The organism is Aliivibrio thorii, assembly GCF_057368585.1.
On sequence record NZ_CM170654.1, the window covers coordinates 2,551,481 to 2,568,828 of the forward strand.

Sequence of the window (17,348 nt, forward strand, 5' to 3'; positions counted from 1 at the left end):
CTATATTGTCTTTATGAAAAAAATTATCCTGATTGCCTCTGCTTGTCTTTTTCTTACTAGTTGTAGCCGAGAATCAATAGAGTCTACTTTTGGTATTAATTACGATACCACTAATCGCTTTGCTAAAAACCTTGCCCCTCTTCCAGGGCAATTTACTAAAGATATGAAAGCACTCGACTCTTTAATTAACAGTTTTAATGCCAACATTGAAAAGCGTTGGGGTAAAAAGAATCTCGTTATTGCCAGTAAACGCTCATACGTAAAATATACCGATGGCTACTTAAGCCGATCTCAAGTTGATTTTACAACGGGCCGAGTTACGGTTGAGACGGTTGCAGGTACCGAGCCTAAAGCCCATTTACGTCAAGCAATTATTACGACCCTACTTACGCCTGACGATCCCGCAGGTGTCGATCTTTATTCTGATGCTGATGTTGCCCTTGATGGCAAACCCTTCTTATACCAACAAGTCGTTGATCAAGATAAAAAACCAATTGAATGGTCATGGCGTGCAGGTCGTTATGCTGATTATTTAATTGCTAATCACTTAAAAACAAAAAATATCGATTACAAAAAAGCCTTTTATGTCGATATTCCTATGGTAAAAAACCATACTCAGCTACGTGAATATCAATATGCTGATATTGTTCGTGGTGCATCTCAGCGTTATGACATCCCTGAAGATCTCATTTATTCCATAATTAGAACGGAAAGTAGCTTTAACCCATATGCGGTAAGTTGGGCAAATGCCTACGGGTTAATGCAAGTCGTCCCAAAAACAGCTGGACGCGACGTATTTAAATTAATTAAGAAAAAATCAGGCGATCCAACCCCAGAATACCTTTTCAATCCTCACAACAATATAGATACCGGCACGGCTTATTTTCATATTTTAAAAACCCGTTACTTAAAAGACATTCGTAATCCTATTTCAAAACAATACAGTATGATTTCAGCTTATAACGGCGGCGCTGGTGGTGTATTTAATACTTTTAGCAGCAGTAGAAGCAGAGCAGTTAGTGATATTAATAGCTTAAATCCAAATCAAGTCTACTGGGCTTTAACCAAAAAGCATAAAAATGCAGAAGCTCGCCGTTACTTAGAAAAGGTTACAGCCTTTAAAAAAGAATTTAATTCAGGAAAGATTTAGCGATAAAATCGCCTATTCGATGAATTATCCATCAAACAACCAAAAAAATAGCGTATTTTGAAAAAAAAAGTTGACGGTAGGGGCAAAAATCCGTTTAATAGCGCTCGTTGCCCGGATAGCTCAGTCGGTAGAGCAGAGGATTGAAAATCCTCGTGTCGGTGGTTCGATTCCGCCTCCGGGCACCATACAATAAGATTGTTGGTGTAGTTCTAGATTTATTAATTAAATGCTAGATCACGAATAGTCAAAAGAATTTAGTGTGCCGACTTAGCTCAGTAGGTAGAGCAACTGACTTGTAATCAGTAGGTCACCAGTTCGACTCCGGTAGTCGGCACCATTCTTTTGCCTCGATAGCTCAGTCGGTAGAGCAGAGGATTGAAAATCCTCGTGTCGGTGGTTCGATTCCGCCTCGAGGCACCATACAATTCCCTTTTAGTTCAGTTGGTAGAACGCCGGACTGTTAATCCGTATGTCGCTGGTTCAAGTCCAGCAAAGGGAGCCATACAATTTAATCTTTACGTTTTAAAGATTAATAAAAAATTAGTGCCGACTTAGCTCAGTAGGTAGAGCAACTGACTTGTAATCAGTAGGTCACCAGTTCGACTCCGGTAGTCGGCACCATTTCTTCCTTGTAAGAAGAATAAAAAATCTGTTCCCTTTTAGTTCAGTTGGTAGAACGCCGGACTGTTAATCCGTATGTCGCTGGTTCAAGTCCAGCAAAGGGAGCCACATTCAAAAGCCTTGTCGTAGGACGAGGTTTTTTTATTACTGACTTAATTCAGTAATAGCAAAAAATATAGTGTGCCGACTTAGCTCAGTAGGTAGAGCAACTGACTTGTAATCAGTAGGTCACCAGTTCGACTCCGGTAGTCGGCACCATTTTTTTGCCTCGATAGCTCAGTCGGTAGAGCAGAGGATTGAAAATCCTCGTGTCGGTGGTTCGATTCCGCCTCGAGGCACCATATAATTCCCTTTTAGTTCAGTTGGTAGAACGCCGGACTGTTAATCCGTATGTCGCTGGTTCAAGTCCAGCAAAGGGAGCCATATTAAAAAGCCTCATCATTTTGATGAGGCTTTTTTTATGCTTGTTATTTGGCAAACTCAACACTACCATAACCTCCATTCATACCAATCCACAAACATACTATCATTACGATACAATAAGGATTGAGATCACTTATTTCACTAAGGTTACACCATGACAGATACTCCATCAGGTAAACCAGGCAATACTGGTATTAAACGAGTAATTAAAGCTACTGGGTTTTCTATTCAAGGTTTAAAAGCAGCATTTAAACATGAAGCCGCTGTTCGTCAAGAATTTGCGATGTTAGTTATCGCCACCCCTACCGCCCTACTACTTGATGTATCCACGATAGAACAAATCTTATTAATTGGTGTCTTTGTCTTAATCTTTATCGTAGAGCTATTGAATTCAGCTATAGAGGCTGTTGTAGACCGTATTGGGCCAGAACATCACGAATTAAGTGGCCGAGCTAAAGATATCGGCTCTGCAGCCGTATTTGTCGCTCTGTGCTTTGCAGGCTTTACCTGGCTAATGATCCTAGGTAACCATTATTTATAATTTTATTTATCTTGAATAGATAAATAGAACGTATCCATTTTAAAGAGGAAGATTTTAATGAACCCTATTATTCAAACATTAAAAGAACACAATGTTAGCGATGAAAAAATCTCAGAAGTATTTCAAGCACTAACACAAAACCCACTAGCAGCGATTGCAACAATCCAAAGCTTAGGGATTCCACAAGAACAACTTCAACCATTAATGATGCAAGTAATGACAAACCCAAGCTTAATTAAAGAAGCTGTAGAAGAACTAGGTTTGGATTTTTCAAAAGTAGAAGAAGCAAAAGCAAAGCTTGAAGAAAATCAATAAATCTTTTCAATGAGTAATACTAGAGCCCTGACTTCGGTTGGGGCTTTTTTGTATCGAGAGATCGATGGTGTGCTTTCTATGTTCCAGATACAACAAAGCCCCGATTTTCATCGAGGCTTTGTCATTTAAATATGGTACGGTAGGCGGACTCAAAAACACACAATAACACATTGAAATTTAATGTAATTAAAATAACTCGAACACAAAAGGGTTACATTAGGGGTTACATACAGAGTCGCTCATATACTTAAAACCTCTATTTAACTCGAATATAGGGACCTATTATTTAAATTTCTAAAAATGTGATGTAACCCCTAATCTCATTATAAATTATGTTCAGGATATTTAATTACACACAATCAGGATGGCACTCCATATAATACAACTAATTCTCTCACTACTAAATGAGATCATGACCTATTCAGTAAACTGTGGGCTTATTCATGCTAACCCTCTTGCTGGGATTAAAGCTGCTTTTAAAAAACCTAAAAAAGAAAATATGGCAGCTCTTAAGCCTGATGAGTTACCAGAACTTATGATAGCTATTGCTAATGCTTCTATTAAGCGCACTACTCGTTGTTTAATAGAATGACAACTTCATACTATGACTCGACCATCAGAAGCCGCTGGAACACGTTGGGAACATCGTATACCTTTAACTGCTCAAGCTCTTTCTTTACTTGAAGTAATGAAACCTATTAGTGCTCATAGAGAGTTTGTATTCCCTTCTGATCGAGCACCACTAAAACCATCTAATAGCCAAACAGCTAATATGGCAATAAAACGTATGGGTTTTGCTGGTAGGTTAGTAAGTCATGGATTACGTTCAGTAGCCAGTACTACGCTAAACGAGCAAGGCTTTGAATCAGACCTAATTGAAGCGGCTCTTGCTCACGTAGATGACAGCCAAGTACGTGCGGCTTATAACCGTACTGATTATCTTGAACGAAGAATACCGATGATGAAGTGGTGGAGTGGACATATTGAGGAAGCATCGAAAGGAAGCTTATCTATATCAGGGATGAAGTGTTTATCTTTGGTTGGCTAAGCGGCATAAATAAGGCTCCATTAAGGAGCCTTATTCTAAGTAATAAAATCTTTAACTATCCACTGAGCAGCATATTACATTTCAACTGAAACAGCTTATTGGGCATTCTATTACAGTATTTAACTTTGATACATTATGTATCAAATACTCAACACATCACCATATACTTACGATAGAAATAGAAGATCAAATATCATCGTATATAATTTTGAAAGTCAGGAAATCGATTGATGGCATCATATACAGAGAATACAGTCCATCCATTATTCTTTAATACATTTTTATGTTCATTATTCACGATGACGGCAACCTTTTTACTCTTCCAACATAAATCTAATGATATTGATTTCCCTGAAATATTTTCAATGATCCCCAGTTCTCCACAAGGTATGCGGTTAGCTTTACACTTAGATAATAAGCCATTAAATACAGAATCTGCATAACGTATTAAATCATCATAGTTAAATGGGTCTATCTTTCCTTGCTCTCGTCTAAGTTGGTTAATAGTTAATGTATCTTCATTACTAACATAAAGATGACCATGATGAGGTTGCTTTTTATGACAGTCTGCACATAACACTCTAAGATTTTTTCTTTTGTTATCTGCTTTATTTCCATTAACGTGGTGCACATGAAGTACTTTTTTATGCTCTTTGAGAGATACTCCACAATGCTCACAGATATAATCAAGTTCGCTCCGTAAATCGGATGATATTGAGGCCCAATTCGATGTATATCCACCGCTGTAATAATCAGTTGAAGCAATAGGCATCGTTTTAAAATAAGAACTGTATGACTCAAATAGCTTGCCATATGAAAAATTGATAATAAAATCTTTTTGATTTTGGTTATTCTTCTCTAGATAACCCTCAACGTTCAATTCTTTCATGCAGTTAATACAAGGCGATAGATCAGACTCCCCTTCTCTTACTTCATTAGAGGTATAAGATTGACCAAAAACATTAAATTTCCCATCAATTCGATTAGTAACAACATACCTGTTATGAAATCGACCTTTGTCTCTCATTTCAATGATAGTTCGACACTCTGCGATATGAACTCGCTTAACCCCTTTATCTTTTCCGTTAATAAGTGCGCTGTCTATCGAGTTACCCTGATCAGGTATATATAACATAACCTGATGACCTTCATAAAAAAGTACACCATTAGAACCATTAATCTGATCAAGGTGAATGTCTGTTCCTAAAACTTTTCCTTTTAATAAATCATTTGCGACACTTTGAATAGGATCAGAACGCTTTGTGATAGTAAAGCTAGTTATCACAGCCCCTAAAGGGGCTACAGCTTTATGTAAAGCGCTAAAATCAACCATTAGTTTCATTAGTTAGCACCAAGAATTTGTTTAATTTGAATATCTGCATTTGTAATAGCGCGGAAAGATACTCGTCGAGATTTTTCATAATCTTCAACCCCATCTCGCTTAATCAATCGAGATGAAGAAAAACCAACAGCGGCAATGTTTGCTGTAATCCATTCAGATTCAGCAGGCATAATACTATATCCATATTCTAAAACTGATCTCGTTCTGTCTTGAGAGAGTTTCATATTATAAAAATAGGCCTGTTGCTTAGTCGAACCTCGTAAACCAGAACTTGATGTATGACCTTCGATTCTAACTTCATCAAGCGAATCTCGAAATGGTTTTAACACCTCAATGTATCGAGGAAAGAAGTTGTTTAAAATTAACTTATACTCACGGCTAAGTGTGGACTGGTTATTCGCAAATAAAACATCAGGGGATGTAAAATTAAACGATAGTGTTTCTTTGTCTATATTTGCTCCCCAGAGGTTAAGATCATTGTCAAACTCATTCATCAAGGCGTCATAAATTGCGACTTGATTCTCTTGATAAGCAACAGCAACATCTTTTATTTTCTGACTTTCTTTCTCTGTTTTAAGCATAAATACTATTGCAATGAATAGAAATACCATCATCAAACCAGCCATTAAATCTGATATAGATAGCCAATGCTCACCATTATCTTGGTGATGATCGTTATTTGTTCCGAATAACTTATTCACTACGCTGCTCTATCCTTAATAATCTCATTCATAGCCTGAGTTAACTTAACGTAATCTTCTACGAACTTGCCCGTAACTTGAGTAAGTGCTCTTCCCATTTCGGTGATTACACGACTAATCTCTTGCTGCATTGATTCATCAATTAATTTGAGTTGTGAATCAACAGCTTCACCAGTTAACCCAACTTGATTCCGGACTTGCTCCTCCATTGCATCAAAAGTACGCTTAGCTTGGTTAAGCTGTTGCGTTGCCACATCATCAATAACATCTGATAATCGTTGCTGTAGCTTATCGGCTGATTTAGACATAACATCACCTATACTGCTCGCTTCTGATACAAGGTTTTGATTCGCGGTTGTCATCGTAGAACTCATTTCGCTTGTGTTTTTAATGAGAGCTTCAGCCATGCTACGCATAGTATTATTTAATTCAATCACTGAATCTTCTAAGTTTTGTTTAATTACGCTAGTTTGATCTTGCAGGTAATCAGAGGTGGTTTTCAAACTTTCATTCGTTCGAGCCGCATTATGAGTGAATTCAGTCGATGCTAAATCTATTTGCTTACCAATTATTTCCGCACTCGCCACCAATTTATCACTAACTGATTGAATCCCTTCATCTGTTTTAGAAAGTATATCTGTATAGTGTTCATTAACCGTATCAACAGACTTGGTAATATCTTTCAAAACGCTTTCAACATGGTTTTGCATTTGTGGGACGGCTTCAACTGCCTTATCTCGCATGTCTGCAAAAGCTTTTAGGTGAGATTCTAGGTCGGAAATTTGATGACTACAGACATTCATAATTTCTTCTAATTTACTCATTGATTCTGGTATGACTTTGCTATGCTCACTGATTATAGCGATTGATTCTTCCGTAGAGGAAATCGATTCTACACCTAACTCATATTGCTTTTGCATGTGTTCAAGCTGAGACTTGTAATCTTCTTGCCATTTAACTAACAGTAGAACCGCTTCATTTAACTGTTTGAAATTATCACCGAATTGTTCTGTTAGATTGTTATTAAAATCAGAAATAACCTGTTTCAATGCATCAATAATCTGCTCTGTTGCAGACTTAGAGATCGCATCCGTAAAATCTTGCATTTTAATCCAGAGCTTATCTGAAAACTCGTCAAATCTAACGGCTTCTGCATGAGCTTGTTCTTGATATCTAGTATATTCAACATCAGCCTGTTCTTGGATTATCTTACGTGAACTTTTAGAATTATCATTAATATCTCCACGAAGAATTTTCAATTGACCAAATAACGTTGATTCTTCATTTCCGACTAAAGCATCTTTAAGTGCTTTAACTTCATCAACTTGATTATTCATTGCTAACAGAATATCTTCTGGTGTTGCTGCTTTAAGGTCTATACTTTTCAATTCCTTTGGCTTAAATGCAGGAATGGTTGACAGCACTTTTAATACGAGCGAAGCAAATATCCCGATTAAACTGGTTACGAATGCAGTTTTTAAACCCGAAAGCAGCGGAGGTATACTTGCTTCGATATCTACTTGATTAAATTCAAGAAGACCAAGAACGATACCAAAGAATGTACCGAATATACCAAGCGTAGTTAAAAGGGTTGGTGCGTACTGAACAAAATCCCTCCCTAAATTCATTTTCCCTAAAATTAGCGCTACAATAAATGCTGACATAATAAGAATTGCTATAAAAATACTAACTGAATCAGCGTTTATGTTGCGTAATATACTTTCTAAGTAGTTCATTTTATTTCTCTACGTTAATTAATTTGCATTCAGAATCATCTAGAAGCATTGCTATTAATAATAACCTGTGCCGACAATCTTTTTTATGTATGTACAATTCCCCTGTTTTACTTTCGACAAAACGTCTTAAACATAACAGAGGAAGCTCTATATCGAAAAACTAAAAACCACCGATAAACGTATCGACAAAGCCTTTAAACTTCTCAGTTAAACGCCCTACAATCTTTTTACGTTGCAGTATGGTTGGCTTGTTCTCAAGTGTTGCGGCAAAGTCATCACGTAATGGCATGACCTCACTCGTTTCATATCGACTAACTAAGCTCTCTAACTTACCTTGATTAAGCTTTTCTTCTATCGCCATTTTCTCTAGGGCAAGACGTTTTTCTTTTTCCCAGAAGAACTCAAACTCTTCTTCTACATTCACTTGAGCTGGAATGCCATCAAGATGCTCATTCATGAATCGTTCAATCAATTCTTTCTTACTTAATAACGTTGGGTCGGTACTCACTAAATTAGCAATGACTTGACGCTTTTTCACTTTGGCTTCTTCGCTGTCTTCACCATGCCATTCACGCAATAGATGAAGAATGTAAGCCACGTTAATTTCATCACGGTGCAGCAGTTCTAATTCAAAATCGACATCATCTAAAATAGAGACTTTTTCTTTGGTTGAGCCTTCACGTATCTGACGACTTAAATCAGCGTATTTACTAATGAAGTCTTGGAACTCTTGCTCATCCATCCCTGTTGATGCCATATCAAAATCAGCAAAGTTACTCAGCATGTTTTTAAGCTGCATCAGTTTACGAAATTGAAGAACAAACAACTTTTGAGCATCTTCATCTGGTAAATCATCCACCGAATCAGGGGTTGGTGTGATTACCATTAATGCCCCATACGCCTTATCAAAATCAGCTAATAGCTCATCGTAGGCTGGTGTCTCTATCACCTCTTTAGGTTGCTTGTTAGAGAACAGCGTAAATGCCTCATCAGCGGCTTTTTTCAGGTTACGGAAGCACACGATATTACCGTGGGACTTCTTCTCATCTAACAAGCGATTAGGGCGAGAGAACGCTTGAATTAATCCATGATGTTTGAGGTTCTTATCGACATAAAGTGTATTAAGGCACTTCGCATCAAAGCCTGTTAAAAACATATTTACCACAAGAAGAATATCAATCTCTTTATCTTTCACTCGTTGAGACAGATTTTTGTAATACTTATCGAACGAGTGATAATCCTTAGTGGTATAGCTTGAGCCAAACATCGCATTGTAATCTGCCATGAATGCTTCTAGCTTATCTCGACTGTGTAGCTTTACTGCATCCGTATTATTTAAGTACTTCGCTGCGGCTTCTTTAATTTCTACAGCATCAGAGCCACCTAATTCATACTCTTCTTCTTCGTTGGCCTCATAACTAAAAATCGTCGCTATTTTTAGCGTGTGTTTACCCTCTGCTTTTTTCTTAGCAAACAATTCATAGTACTGAATTAGCTCAGGGATACCCGATACACACAACATGGCGTTGTAGGCGCGGCTGTGAGTCTTGCGATTATGATTGGCAATGATGTAATCGGTTATCTTATCTAGACGCTCTGATGACGATAACAGCTCTTTGGTATCAATGTCTTCCACATCAATATCTAAGGTGTTTTTAGAGCCTGTTTTGTATTGATATCGACCTACGTATTCAATCGCAAACTTCAATACATTTTGGTCACGGATAGCATCAACAATCACATAAGCGTGTAGACGCTCATCAAATAAGTCTTTGGTGGTTTTCTTAACTGAGTTCTTAGCTACTGCATTTTCAGCAAAGATAGGCGTACCAGTAAAACCAAATAATTGAGCACCTTTGAAGAACTCAATCAAACTCTTGTGAGTATCCCCAAATTGACTGCGGTGACATTCATCAAAAATAAACACAATGCGCTTATCTTTTAATGACTCCATCTCTTTTAAATAACGAGACTTAGATATCACACTGTTGAGCTTTTGCAGTGTAGTAACGATTAATTTTGAATTGCGGTACTCATTATTTTTTTTACCTTTAAGTGGCTTATCAATGAACTGATGAAACAGCATATTGGTGTTTTCAGTACTGTCTACACACCCTTTAGAAAAAGCATTAAATTCTAAAGCGGTTTGATAATCTAAATCTTTTCTGTCCACCACAAACACAACTTTATCTACTCTGGAAAGTGTTGTCATGATTTGCGCGGCTTTGAATGAGGTTAAGGTCTTCCCTGAGCCTGTGGTATGCCAGATATACCCATTCTTAGTGGTGGTGTTAACTTGGTTAACTATCGCCTCTACCGCATAAAACTGGTAAGGGCGCAGCACCATTAGGCACTTTTCAGTTTCATTTAAGACAATGTATTTACTTAGCATTGCGGTTAAATGCTCAGGCTGTAAAAACACCTTACTGAAATCAAATAACTGACTAATGCGTTTATTGGTTACGTCTGTCCAATCAAAGGTTTGTTTGGCTGACATTTCACTGTTATTAGCAAAGTACTGAGTGTTTACCCCATTAGAGATAACAAACAATTGAATAAAATTAAACAAGCCGTGGTTAGCATGATAAGAATGTTTTTGATAACGCTTTACTTGGTTAAAGGCTTCTTTAAGCTCAATACCGCGACGCTTTAATTCAATCTGAATTAACGGTAAGCCATTAACTAAAATGGTCACATCATAGCGATTGGTGTAGATACCCTTAACCGTGATTTGTTGGGCGACTTGATACAGATTCTTTTGTGTTGATGACGCGGTATCATCAAAGAGTAACGTCAAATGACGGCTATCACCATTATCTAAAGTGATGTCCAACTGGTCACGCAGTGTTTTGGCTTTAGTAAAGATATTACCCTTTTCTAACTTACCTAATACTTGAGTAAACTCACGCTCCGATAAGGTGCAATTATTCACCTTTTCAAGCTGTGTTTTTAAGTTAGCTTCAAGGGCTGCATTATCAGGTAATGCCACCACCTCAAAACCTTGTGTACTCAACTGGACAATTAACTTGTCTTCTAATTGTTGTTCACTTTGATAAGCCATTTGACGTTATTCTCTATGGTAAGGGCGAATACATAAACTCGCCCTTTAGTTACTTTATTGTGTAGCCCTACACAAACATCTGCTGTAATAAGCCTTTTTTGAATTGCTTGGTTTGTTCGACTTGTTGCGTTACTGCGTCAATCTTTTTGTCGATAGATTGTAGGAACTGAACTATTTTTTGTTGTTCTTCTAGGCAAGGATATGGGCATGGCAAGCTCATTAAATCACTCGATGAAATATTCATACGGTCATGTCTTGCACCAAAATTGGCTACACTGTGCATATATTTATGCCATGTTGCCCCATTAAAGAAATGCTCAATAAAATCAAGTTCAACTAAATCATTAAATCTAAACACTGAATACAATGGAGACATAACCCCTCGTACCACTTTATTTCTTCCAATTGGACCAACAGGCGCTAACACTGAAATTCGAGGGTTATATACAAAATCGTCAACATCAACAACATGATAATTATCAGTATTATCTTCTTTTGCTATTTCTTTATCAAAGTATGTACTCTGAAGCAAAATGCCATGCTTTGCAGAGTTCGTAAGTACTTCTTTAACCGTTTTATCTCTATTTTTTTGTGATTGCTTATTAGCCAGCTTATTCAATGGTACAAATATCCACTCAGGAAACGCTTTCCCATCGTCATCTTTAAAGCGAAGCTGCTGACTAAATATCTGCTGCATTACGCCTTTTTTGTATTCTTTTAAAAGACGATGCTTTTCTGTTAGTTGACTGATTTTGCTATCAACTGACGTTAGGAAAGAGGCAATTTTTTGTTGTTCTTTAAATTCTGGATATCGAACAGGTATTTTTTTAAGTTCCGAAATAGGTATTTCTTTTAACGCTGAACCATTTTTACGTTTATCAAAAATTTGTTGAACGTTATCACTATTTAAATATGTTTCAATATAACCAGCATCAAAACGATTAAAATCAGGAGAAACCCTTGCGATCCCTCTTGTCAGGTTACACCCTACAAGTTCATATTTAACACGTTGAGTAAGCCCAATATATCCTCGTAAAGCAATCATCAACTCATTTTTTTCTAAGATAGTCTTTTTATATGATTGGCTTATTTTCGAACTAGTTCTAATCAAGTTATCTGGTTTTACAAGCCCTTTGGTTAAATCAACTACACGAACACACGGCACACCGTTTTCTACATAACTACCAGTTTGAACAATGCCATATGATATATTTTTTGTAGACACTTCTTGTAATTCGCACTCAGTCCAACTATCACTGAAAGCAGAAAATCTTAACCTAGGTATTAACTCACTCATGCCGTCACCTCAAACGGTGCATCAATACCCAACTCAGCACAAAAATCAGCAATGGTTTTATCTGTCTCTAGTATGGTTTTATCGTTATCAACTAACTGCTTGGCTACTACAGCTAAATCGACAAGTTCTTCTTCTTCAAACGTATCCACATAACGAGGAATGTTAAGGTTGTAATCGTTCTCTTTTAACTCAGCTTGTGTAGCTACATGAGCTAATTTCTTTAACTCTTCTTCTGATAGGCCGTCACGCTTAGTCACTGCATTTAAAATACGGTCTAAATCTGATTCACGAATAACGTTATTGTTTGTGCCTTTCTCAAAGTGATTACTCGCATCAATAAACAGCACGTTATCATCATGCTTACGGTTCTTTTTAAGCACCAACACACAAGTAGGGATAGACGTACCAAAGAAGATATTAGCTGGTAGACCAATCACCATATCTAGGTAGTTTTTCTCAGCGATTAAATGCTTACGGATATGCCCTTCTGCTGCTCCACGGAATAACACACCATGAGGCAATACCACGGCCATTGTGCCGTTGTCATTTAATTGATGAACCATGTGTTGAACAAAAGCAAAATCCGCTTTGCCTTTAGGGGCTAACTTGCCGTAATCCGAAAAACGCACGTTATTTAAATGTAATGGATTTGCTGACCAATCCGCAGAGAACGGAGGGTTGGCAACAACCGCATCAAAACGCTCATCAATATGTAATGGCACTTCTAACGTGTCATCATTTTGAATATCAAAACGGTTGTAATGAACATCGTGCATGATCATGTTCATGCGAGCTAAGTTGTAGGTGCTTGGATTTTGCTCTTGTCCGTAGAATTGTAAATCTTCGTTGTTGGCTTCTTTCGCTACACGTAAAAGCAATGAGCCTGAGCCACATGTAGGATCATATACTGATTTAATATTAGCGTTATTAAGTGTGACTAATTTTGCGAGTAACTTAGACACCATTTGAGGGGTATAGAACTCCCCTGCTTTTTTACCTGCACCACTAGCAAACATACCAATCAGGTATTCATACGCATCACCTAGAATATCAATTTCACTGCTTTCTAAGTGGAAATCAATATTGTCTAAATGCTTGAGTACTTGAGAGATAAGCTTGTTACGTGCATCAGGGGTTTTACCTAACTTGTTTGAGGTTAAATCCAAATCATCAAACAAGCCGTTAAAATCTTCGGCACTATCTGCACCCATGGTGCTATTTTCAATGTTGTTCAGTACTTGGGTAACATCATCAAGAATAAACTCACCGTCTTCACCTGCTTTAGCGATAACGTGGAATAACTCAGAAGGCGTAAAGAAATAACCAAGTTTATCTAACGCTTCTTCTTTTACGGCTTCTAGGATTTCTTTACCATCTTCTGTGGTGGCATTCACATTCGCAAAGATAACGCCATCTTCTGACAATATTTCATCTGCGTATTTGTTGAGTTTGTCTGATAGGTATTTGTAGAAGATTAAACCGAGAATGTAATCACGGAAATCATCTGCTGACATATTGCCACGTAAGGTATTGGCAATATTCCAAAGCTGTTTTTTCAGCTCTTGCTGATGTTGTTGTACGTTGGTTTCTGTCATGAGATTTAAGGCTCTTTAATGATAACTCGATGCAATGAATGCTCATTGCTAAATAATGCCGAGATTCTACCAATAAGTGACCCTTTATAGCTAATGTTCTTCTGTTACGTTGCTGATGTATTCACAATAATCACATCATCACAGTGCGCTGCTGTAAATGCCAATGCTTCTGCTTTTTCATTCCCACCAATATAGGCTTTCACCTTGATGACTTCGACATACTTTGTCGCTCGTAATTTATCAACTTGTTGCCATAACTCACGGTAAGCCACTGGCTTTTTATCGCTCTTACGCCATCCTTTTGCTTTCCAATTATCTAACCACTCATTGTACCCTTTTACTATAAACTCACTGTCTGAGTGAATTGAGTCTCCATCAGTGGCGTACTCTAACGCTTCAATTAATGCTAAAAGTTCAATTTCATATTTATATGTTTTTCTTTTTATCGTAATCATTCGCTCATCAATGATATTACTCACCTCATCAAACACGATGATGCCGATACCCCCTTGAGTACACTTGCCGTCACTGCTTGGGGCTACTCCATCTATAAAGATAAAGTAAGGTACTTGGTTTGAGGTTTGGTCTACTTTCATATTCATTCGGTTATTCCTTATTTGGGTTTACTGGCCTTAGTAGACCAGCCTTAATTAATTCTTAAGTGTGGTGAATTTGCTCTTGGGGAGAATTGCTTAGACTTGTTTCTCATCACGCTGGCTTAGGCGTTCGTACATCCATTCTTCAACTTCGCTTTCTACCCACGCTACGGCTCTATCACCTAACGACACGCTTTTAGGAAATCGGCTTTCTTCCATGAATTTGTAAATGCTTGAGCGACCTAAAGCGGTTAGTGCCATGACTTCTTTTAGTTTTAAAAAACGCATGATGGTTATCCTTTGAGTTATAAGTTCAAAAGATTCCTCTCCAAAATACTTTTTTATTTTGCGTGCGCTTCCCCCTACCTCATCAACCTCTACCCACCACGTTTCCAAATAATTTCAATCACATATTACCTCCTTGTATATACCTATCTATTCTTTCAAGGAGTTCCATTATGCATTCAACCGATTACGTCACTACTACCCCTATGACGGCCTTACAAGTCTTTGAGAAAGCCGCTGAGTTACTTGAACACCAATACAAGCGTGAGCAGTCATTCACTAACCCTGAGCACACCAAGCACTACCTATCGATGAAATTAGGCCATCAAGAGCGTGAAGTATTTGCTGTGCTGTTTTTAGATAACCAACATCAACTGATTAGCTATCAAGAGCTGTTCTATGGGACGGTGGATTCTGCCAGCGTGTATCCTCGTGAAGTTGCAAAAGCAGCATTACAAGCCAATGCCGCTGCGGTGATATTTGCGCACAACCACCCTTCAGGTATTGCTGAACCATCAGAGTGCGATAAACGCATTACCACTCGATTAGTCGATGCATTGAAGCTGCTAGATATTCGAGTGCTTGATCATGTGGTGGTTGGCTCACCTTGTGTCTCTTTTGCTGAACGAGGGCTTATCTAATGAAAAGAGAATTAGTAGTTCACGGTAAAAACCTAGCCTTACCGAAAAATCTGCATCGTCATCTTGAAGTGGTACTCGATAGCTTTTCCCTTCGTACTGACATCAACCGACTTTCAGTGAACTTTCGAGACACCAGCTATTACCATCGACGAGAAGGATTACACCCTGTAGAAATGCGCTTTGAGCGAGACGACGTTAATCGCCATATTTGGAAGTTGGTGTTTATTGCCAGCTTTTCTTATCCCGACGAACACAGCCCAAACGTTGCACCTGAGCTATATTTTAACTTTAAGCGTGGTTGGTTCTATCAACCTGACATTCAAGGCTGTGAGCTTGCAAGGCCACAAGTCATCGACCTATTTACTTCATGGGCACTCGCCTTTTGTCGTCAACTTAGAAATCAACATTTCGATGATATTTCAGCTAACGAGATACGCACTTAATCTAATCCAACCTTAATTCGTTTTACCAATCCATTATCTTATTTCAATCATAGGAGGACACACCGTGTCTGAATTACAAACCATCATTACCACCACTAATCTTATTCCTACGTTGTTGCCAGTATCAAACAAGCTGAACCAGTGCCTTGTTGATGCGCTTAATCAACACCCTGAGTTGCATTCTGGTTTAGAGGAAACAAACAGCATCACCTTTAACTTTCGAGATAAAAGCTACAGCGCTGAAAACGGTGGTTTTCATCCTGTTGAGATTGCACTAACCAAAGAAGCCGATAACACATGGCACTACGCCTACATCACAGACTTTGCCTTTGTGGGCAATCAATATCCCGAATTAGCTAAAGAGCTGGATTTTGATTTTCTAAGTGGTGAATGGTTTGCCAGCTACTTAAGGGATTATTCATCCATTAAAAACAATGCGAATGCCGCTGAACTGTACCGCTTATGGGAGCATAATTTTCTAGCTTATGCATCTATGGAGATGTATGACGAAATAGAAATCAACGTATCTTAATCAGCACTCAATTACACATCATGCCGCAGCCTTTTGGTTGCGGTTTTTTTATGCCTAAAAATCAGGATAACTAACTCATGAATAAACAAATAACACCAACCCTTAATCCATTTTCTGTCTTAGTCAATTGGTCTGAATCCAATGAGTTCAATGAAGGCCAGTTGTATGACTTTATGGACTTTGAACGTAAAGCATTGGACGTTGCTAAAAAAAATCCATTAGGCGGTTACGACAAAACCAATGTAACGGTGACGTTTGAAAATGGGGATGAACACCAATGTCGATTAGATTTAGGTTGTGGTGGCAATGACACAGGCTTTGCTGATCATTGTCTTAGTACCCTTGAGTACCATCAAAAACATCACCTAGATGCGGATAAGCCGTGGTTACGTAATGATGCTAATCATCAGCAATTAATCTCTCTTATTAGAACCTATCGTTTTGATATAGCGTTGGTGACTGACGCTCGAATTCAAACCATCAAAGCCACTGAGCTTGCTAAGCAACAAGAGCGAGATAAAGCTCAAGCCAAACGTGAGCAAGAAGAAAAAGAATGGCAAGCCCACCAAGCTAATGAAAAGGCATTTCAAGCGGCTTTAGTGATCCCAGAATGGGCGAAAGGTGTCATCGTAGCCACTTACACCGAATACGACAAAGAACGCTGTGAGCCGTATTCAGGAGAGCATCATACTAAAACCCTTCGCACTCTTATTTTATCGTGGTCTACCCACACCAGACGATTATTTCCTGAGTTACGTAAAGCCTGTTTGAATCATCCTGATACGGTATTTCTAAACGACAAAGAGCAAAGCTGTGAGCATCGTAATAACTACGGCATAGGGCAAGGCTCAGGCTTAACGGATGTGGATTATCTTTATCATGGTTGGTGCGTGGAGAAAATCACCTTTGGAACGTATCGCAGTAAATCACAATACGTGCCATTGGGAGAGATGAGTATTCCTGAATGAAAAGCATAAAAACAATGAGGAGGCTAAACGGCCTCCTCTCTTATTTTATCGAT

At 38.2% G+C, this 17,348-nt stretch carries 15 protein-coding genes, 9 tRNA genes and 1 pseudogene; 17 read left to right on the plus strand and 8 right to left on the minus strand.

The window, feature by feature from the left end:
- Window positions 1-13: 13 nt before the first annotated feature.
- The 13 genes and pseudogenes from mltC to AC2IP4_RS11675 form a co-directional block, all read left to right on the plus strand.
- Window positions 14-1,150: a membrane-bound lytic murein transglycosylase MltC gene (gene mltC / locus AC2IP4_RS11615; protein WP_375321757.1), complete on the plus strand. Its 1,137-nt coding sequence runs from the start codon at window positions 14-16 to the stop codon at window positions 1,148-1,150.
- A 109-nt stretch (window positions 1,151-1,259) separates the two neighbouring features.
- Window positions 1,260-1,335 (plus strand) — tRNA-Phe (locus tag AC2IP4_RS11620).
- A 76-nt stretch (window positions 1,336-1,411) separates the two neighbouring features.
- Window positions 1,412-1,487, plus strand: a tRNA-Thr gene (locus AC2IP4_RS11625).
- Window positions 1,488-1,494: 7 nt separating this feature from the next.
- Window positions 1,495-1,570, plus strand: a tRNA-Phe gene (locus AC2IP4_RS11630).
- A gap of 6 nt (window positions 1,571-1,576) precedes the next feature.
- A tRNA-Asn gene (locus AC2IP4_RS11635) sits at window positions 1,577-1,652 on the plus strand.
- 43 nt (window positions 1,653-1,695) lie between these two features.
- Window positions 1,696-1,771: transfer RNA gene (locus AC2IP4_RS11640), tRNA-Thr, on the plus strand.
- Window positions 1,772-1,803: 32 nt separating this feature from the next.
- Window positions 1,804-1,879 (plus strand) — tRNA-Asn (locus AC2IP4_RS11645).
- A 74-nt stretch (window positions 1,880-1,953) separates the two neighbouring features.
- A tRNA-Thr gene (locus AC2IP4_RS11650) sits at window positions 1,954-2,029 on the plus strand.
- Between the two features lie 7 nt (window positions 2,030-2,036).
- Window positions 2,037-2,112: transfer RNA gene (locus tag AC2IP4_RS11655), tRNA-Phe, on the plus strand.
- A 6-nt stretch (window positions 2,113-2,118) separates the two neighbouring features.
- Window positions 2,119-2,194: transfer RNA gene (locus AC2IP4_RS11660), tRNA-Asn, on the plus strand.
- 154 nt (window positions 2,195-2,348) lie between these two features.
- Window positions 2,349-2,735 (plus strand): diacylglycerol kinase, encoded by a 387-nt coding sequence (locus AC2IP4_RS11665; protein ID WP_105053984.1) that lies wholly within the window; start codon window positions 2,349-2,351, stop codon window positions 2,733-2,735.
- 57 nt (window positions 2,736-2,792) lie between these two features.
- Window positions 2,793-3,050: a DUF2999 domain-containing protein gene (locus AC2IP4_RS11670; protein ID WP_105053983.1), complete on the plus strand. Its 258-nt coding sequence runs from the start codon at window positions 2,793-2,795 to the stop codon at window positions 3,048-3,050.
- 397 nt (window positions 3,051-3,447) lie between these two features.
- Window positions 3,448-4,098: pseudogene (locus AC2IP4_RS11675) on the plus strand (tyrosine-type recombinase/integrase); the annotation flags it as partial.
- Window positions 4,099-4,291: 193 nt separating this feature from the next.
- Here AC2IP4_RS11675 and AC2IP4_RS11680 read toward each other — a convergent pair.
- From AC2IP4_RS11680 to AC2IP4_RS11715, 8 genes are all read right to left on the minus strand, one after another.
- Window positions 4,292-5,440 carry an HNH endonuclease gene (locus tag AC2IP4_RS11680; RefSeq protein WP_486310290.1) on the minus strand — a complete coding sequence of 383 codons (1,149 nt, stop codon included), beginning with the start codon at window positions 5,438-5,440 and terminating at the stop codon, window positions 4,292-4,294.
- Window positions 5,440-6,141, minus strand: a complete 702-nt coding sequence (locus AC2IP4_RS11685; protein WP_486310291.1) for an OmpA family protein — start codon at window positions 6,139-6,141, stop codon at window positions 5,440-5,442. The genes AC2IP4_RS11680 and AC2IP4_RS11685 overlap by 1 nt, the downstream gene beginning before the upstream one ends.
- The gene (locus AC2IP4_RS11690; RefSeq protein ID WP_486310292.1) at window positions 6,141-7,877 is read right to left on the minus strand and encodes a hypothetical protein; all 1,737 of its coding nucleotides are present in this window, start codon (window positions 7,875-7,877) and stop codon (window positions 6,141-6,143) included. Before AC2IP4_RS11690 ends, AC2IP4_RS11685 begins: the two co-directional genes overlap by 1 nt.
- Window positions 7,878-8,037: 160 nt before the next feature.
- Window positions 8,038-10,938, minus strand: coding sequence for a type I restriction endonuclease subunit R (locus AC2IP4_RS11695; RefSeq protein WP_486310293.1), 2,901 nt, complete (start codon window positions 10,936-10,938; stop codon window positions 8,038-8,040).
- A gap of 67 nt (window positions 10,939-11,005) precedes the next feature.
- Window positions 11,006-12,235, minus strand: coding sequence for a restriction endonuclease subunit S (locus tag AC2IP4_RS11700; protein ID WP_486310294.1), 1,230 nt, complete (start codon window positions 12,233-12,235; stop codon window positions 11,006-11,008).
- Window positions 12,232-13,830, minus strand: a complete 1,599-nt coding sequence (locus tag AC2IP4_RS11705) for a type I restriction-modification system subunit M (RefSeq protein ID WP_486310295.1) — start codon at window positions 13,828-13,830, stop codon at window positions 12,232-12,234. Before AC2IP4_RS11705 ends, AC2IP4_RS11700 begins: the two co-directional genes overlap by 4 nt.
- A gap of 104 nt (window positions 13,831-13,934) precedes the next feature.
- Entirely contained in the window at window positions 13,935-14,426 is a 492-nt protein-coding gene (locus AC2IP4_RS11710; protein ID WP_486310763.1) for an RNase H family protein, read from the minus strand.
- A gap of 96 nt (window positions 14,427-14,522) precedes the next feature.
- Window positions 14,523-14,714, minus strand: a complete 192-nt coding sequence (locus tag AC2IP4_RS11715; protein WP_486310296.1) for an AlpA family transcriptional regulator — start codon at window positions 14,712-14,714, stop codon at window positions 14,523-14,525.
- A gap of 170 nt (window positions 14,715-14,884) precedes the next feature.
- Here AC2IP4_RS11715 and radC point away from each other — a divergent pair, with 170 nt between their 5' ends.
- The 4 genes from radC to AC2IP4_RS11735 all read left to right on the plus strand — a co-directional run bounded on the left by radC (window position 14,885) and on the right by AC2IP4_RS11735 (window position 17,295).
- Window positions 14,885-15,352: a RadC family protein gene (radC, locus tag AC2IP4_RS11720; protein ID WP_486310297.1), complete on the plus strand. Its 468-nt coding sequence runs from the start codon at window positions 14,885-14,887 to the stop codon at window positions 15,350-15,352.
- Window positions 15,352-15,795: a DUF2787 domain-containing protein gene (locus AC2IP4_RS11725; protein ID WP_486310298.1), complete on the plus strand. Its 444-nt coding sequence runs from the start codon at window positions 15,352-15,354 to the stop codon at window positions 15,793-15,795. Before radC ends, AC2IP4_RS11725 begins: the two co-directional genes overlap by 1 nt.
- A 64-nt stretch (window positions 15,796-15,859) precedes the next feature.
- Complete coding sequence (locus AC2IP4_RS11730; protein ID WP_486310299.1) at window positions 15,860-16,327, plus strand: DUF2787 domain-containing protein; 468 nt, start codon at window positions 15,860-15,862, stop codon at window positions 16,325-16,327.
- A 77-nt stretch (window positions 16,328-16,404) separates the two neighbouring features.
- On the plus strand, window positions 16,405-17,295 hold the full coding sequence (locus AC2IP4_RS11735) for an LPD25 domain-containing protein (protein ID WP_486310300.1): 891 nt from the start codon (window positions 16,405-16,407) through the stop codon (window positions 17,293-17,295).
- Window positions 17,296-17,348: the final 53 nt, after the last annotated feature.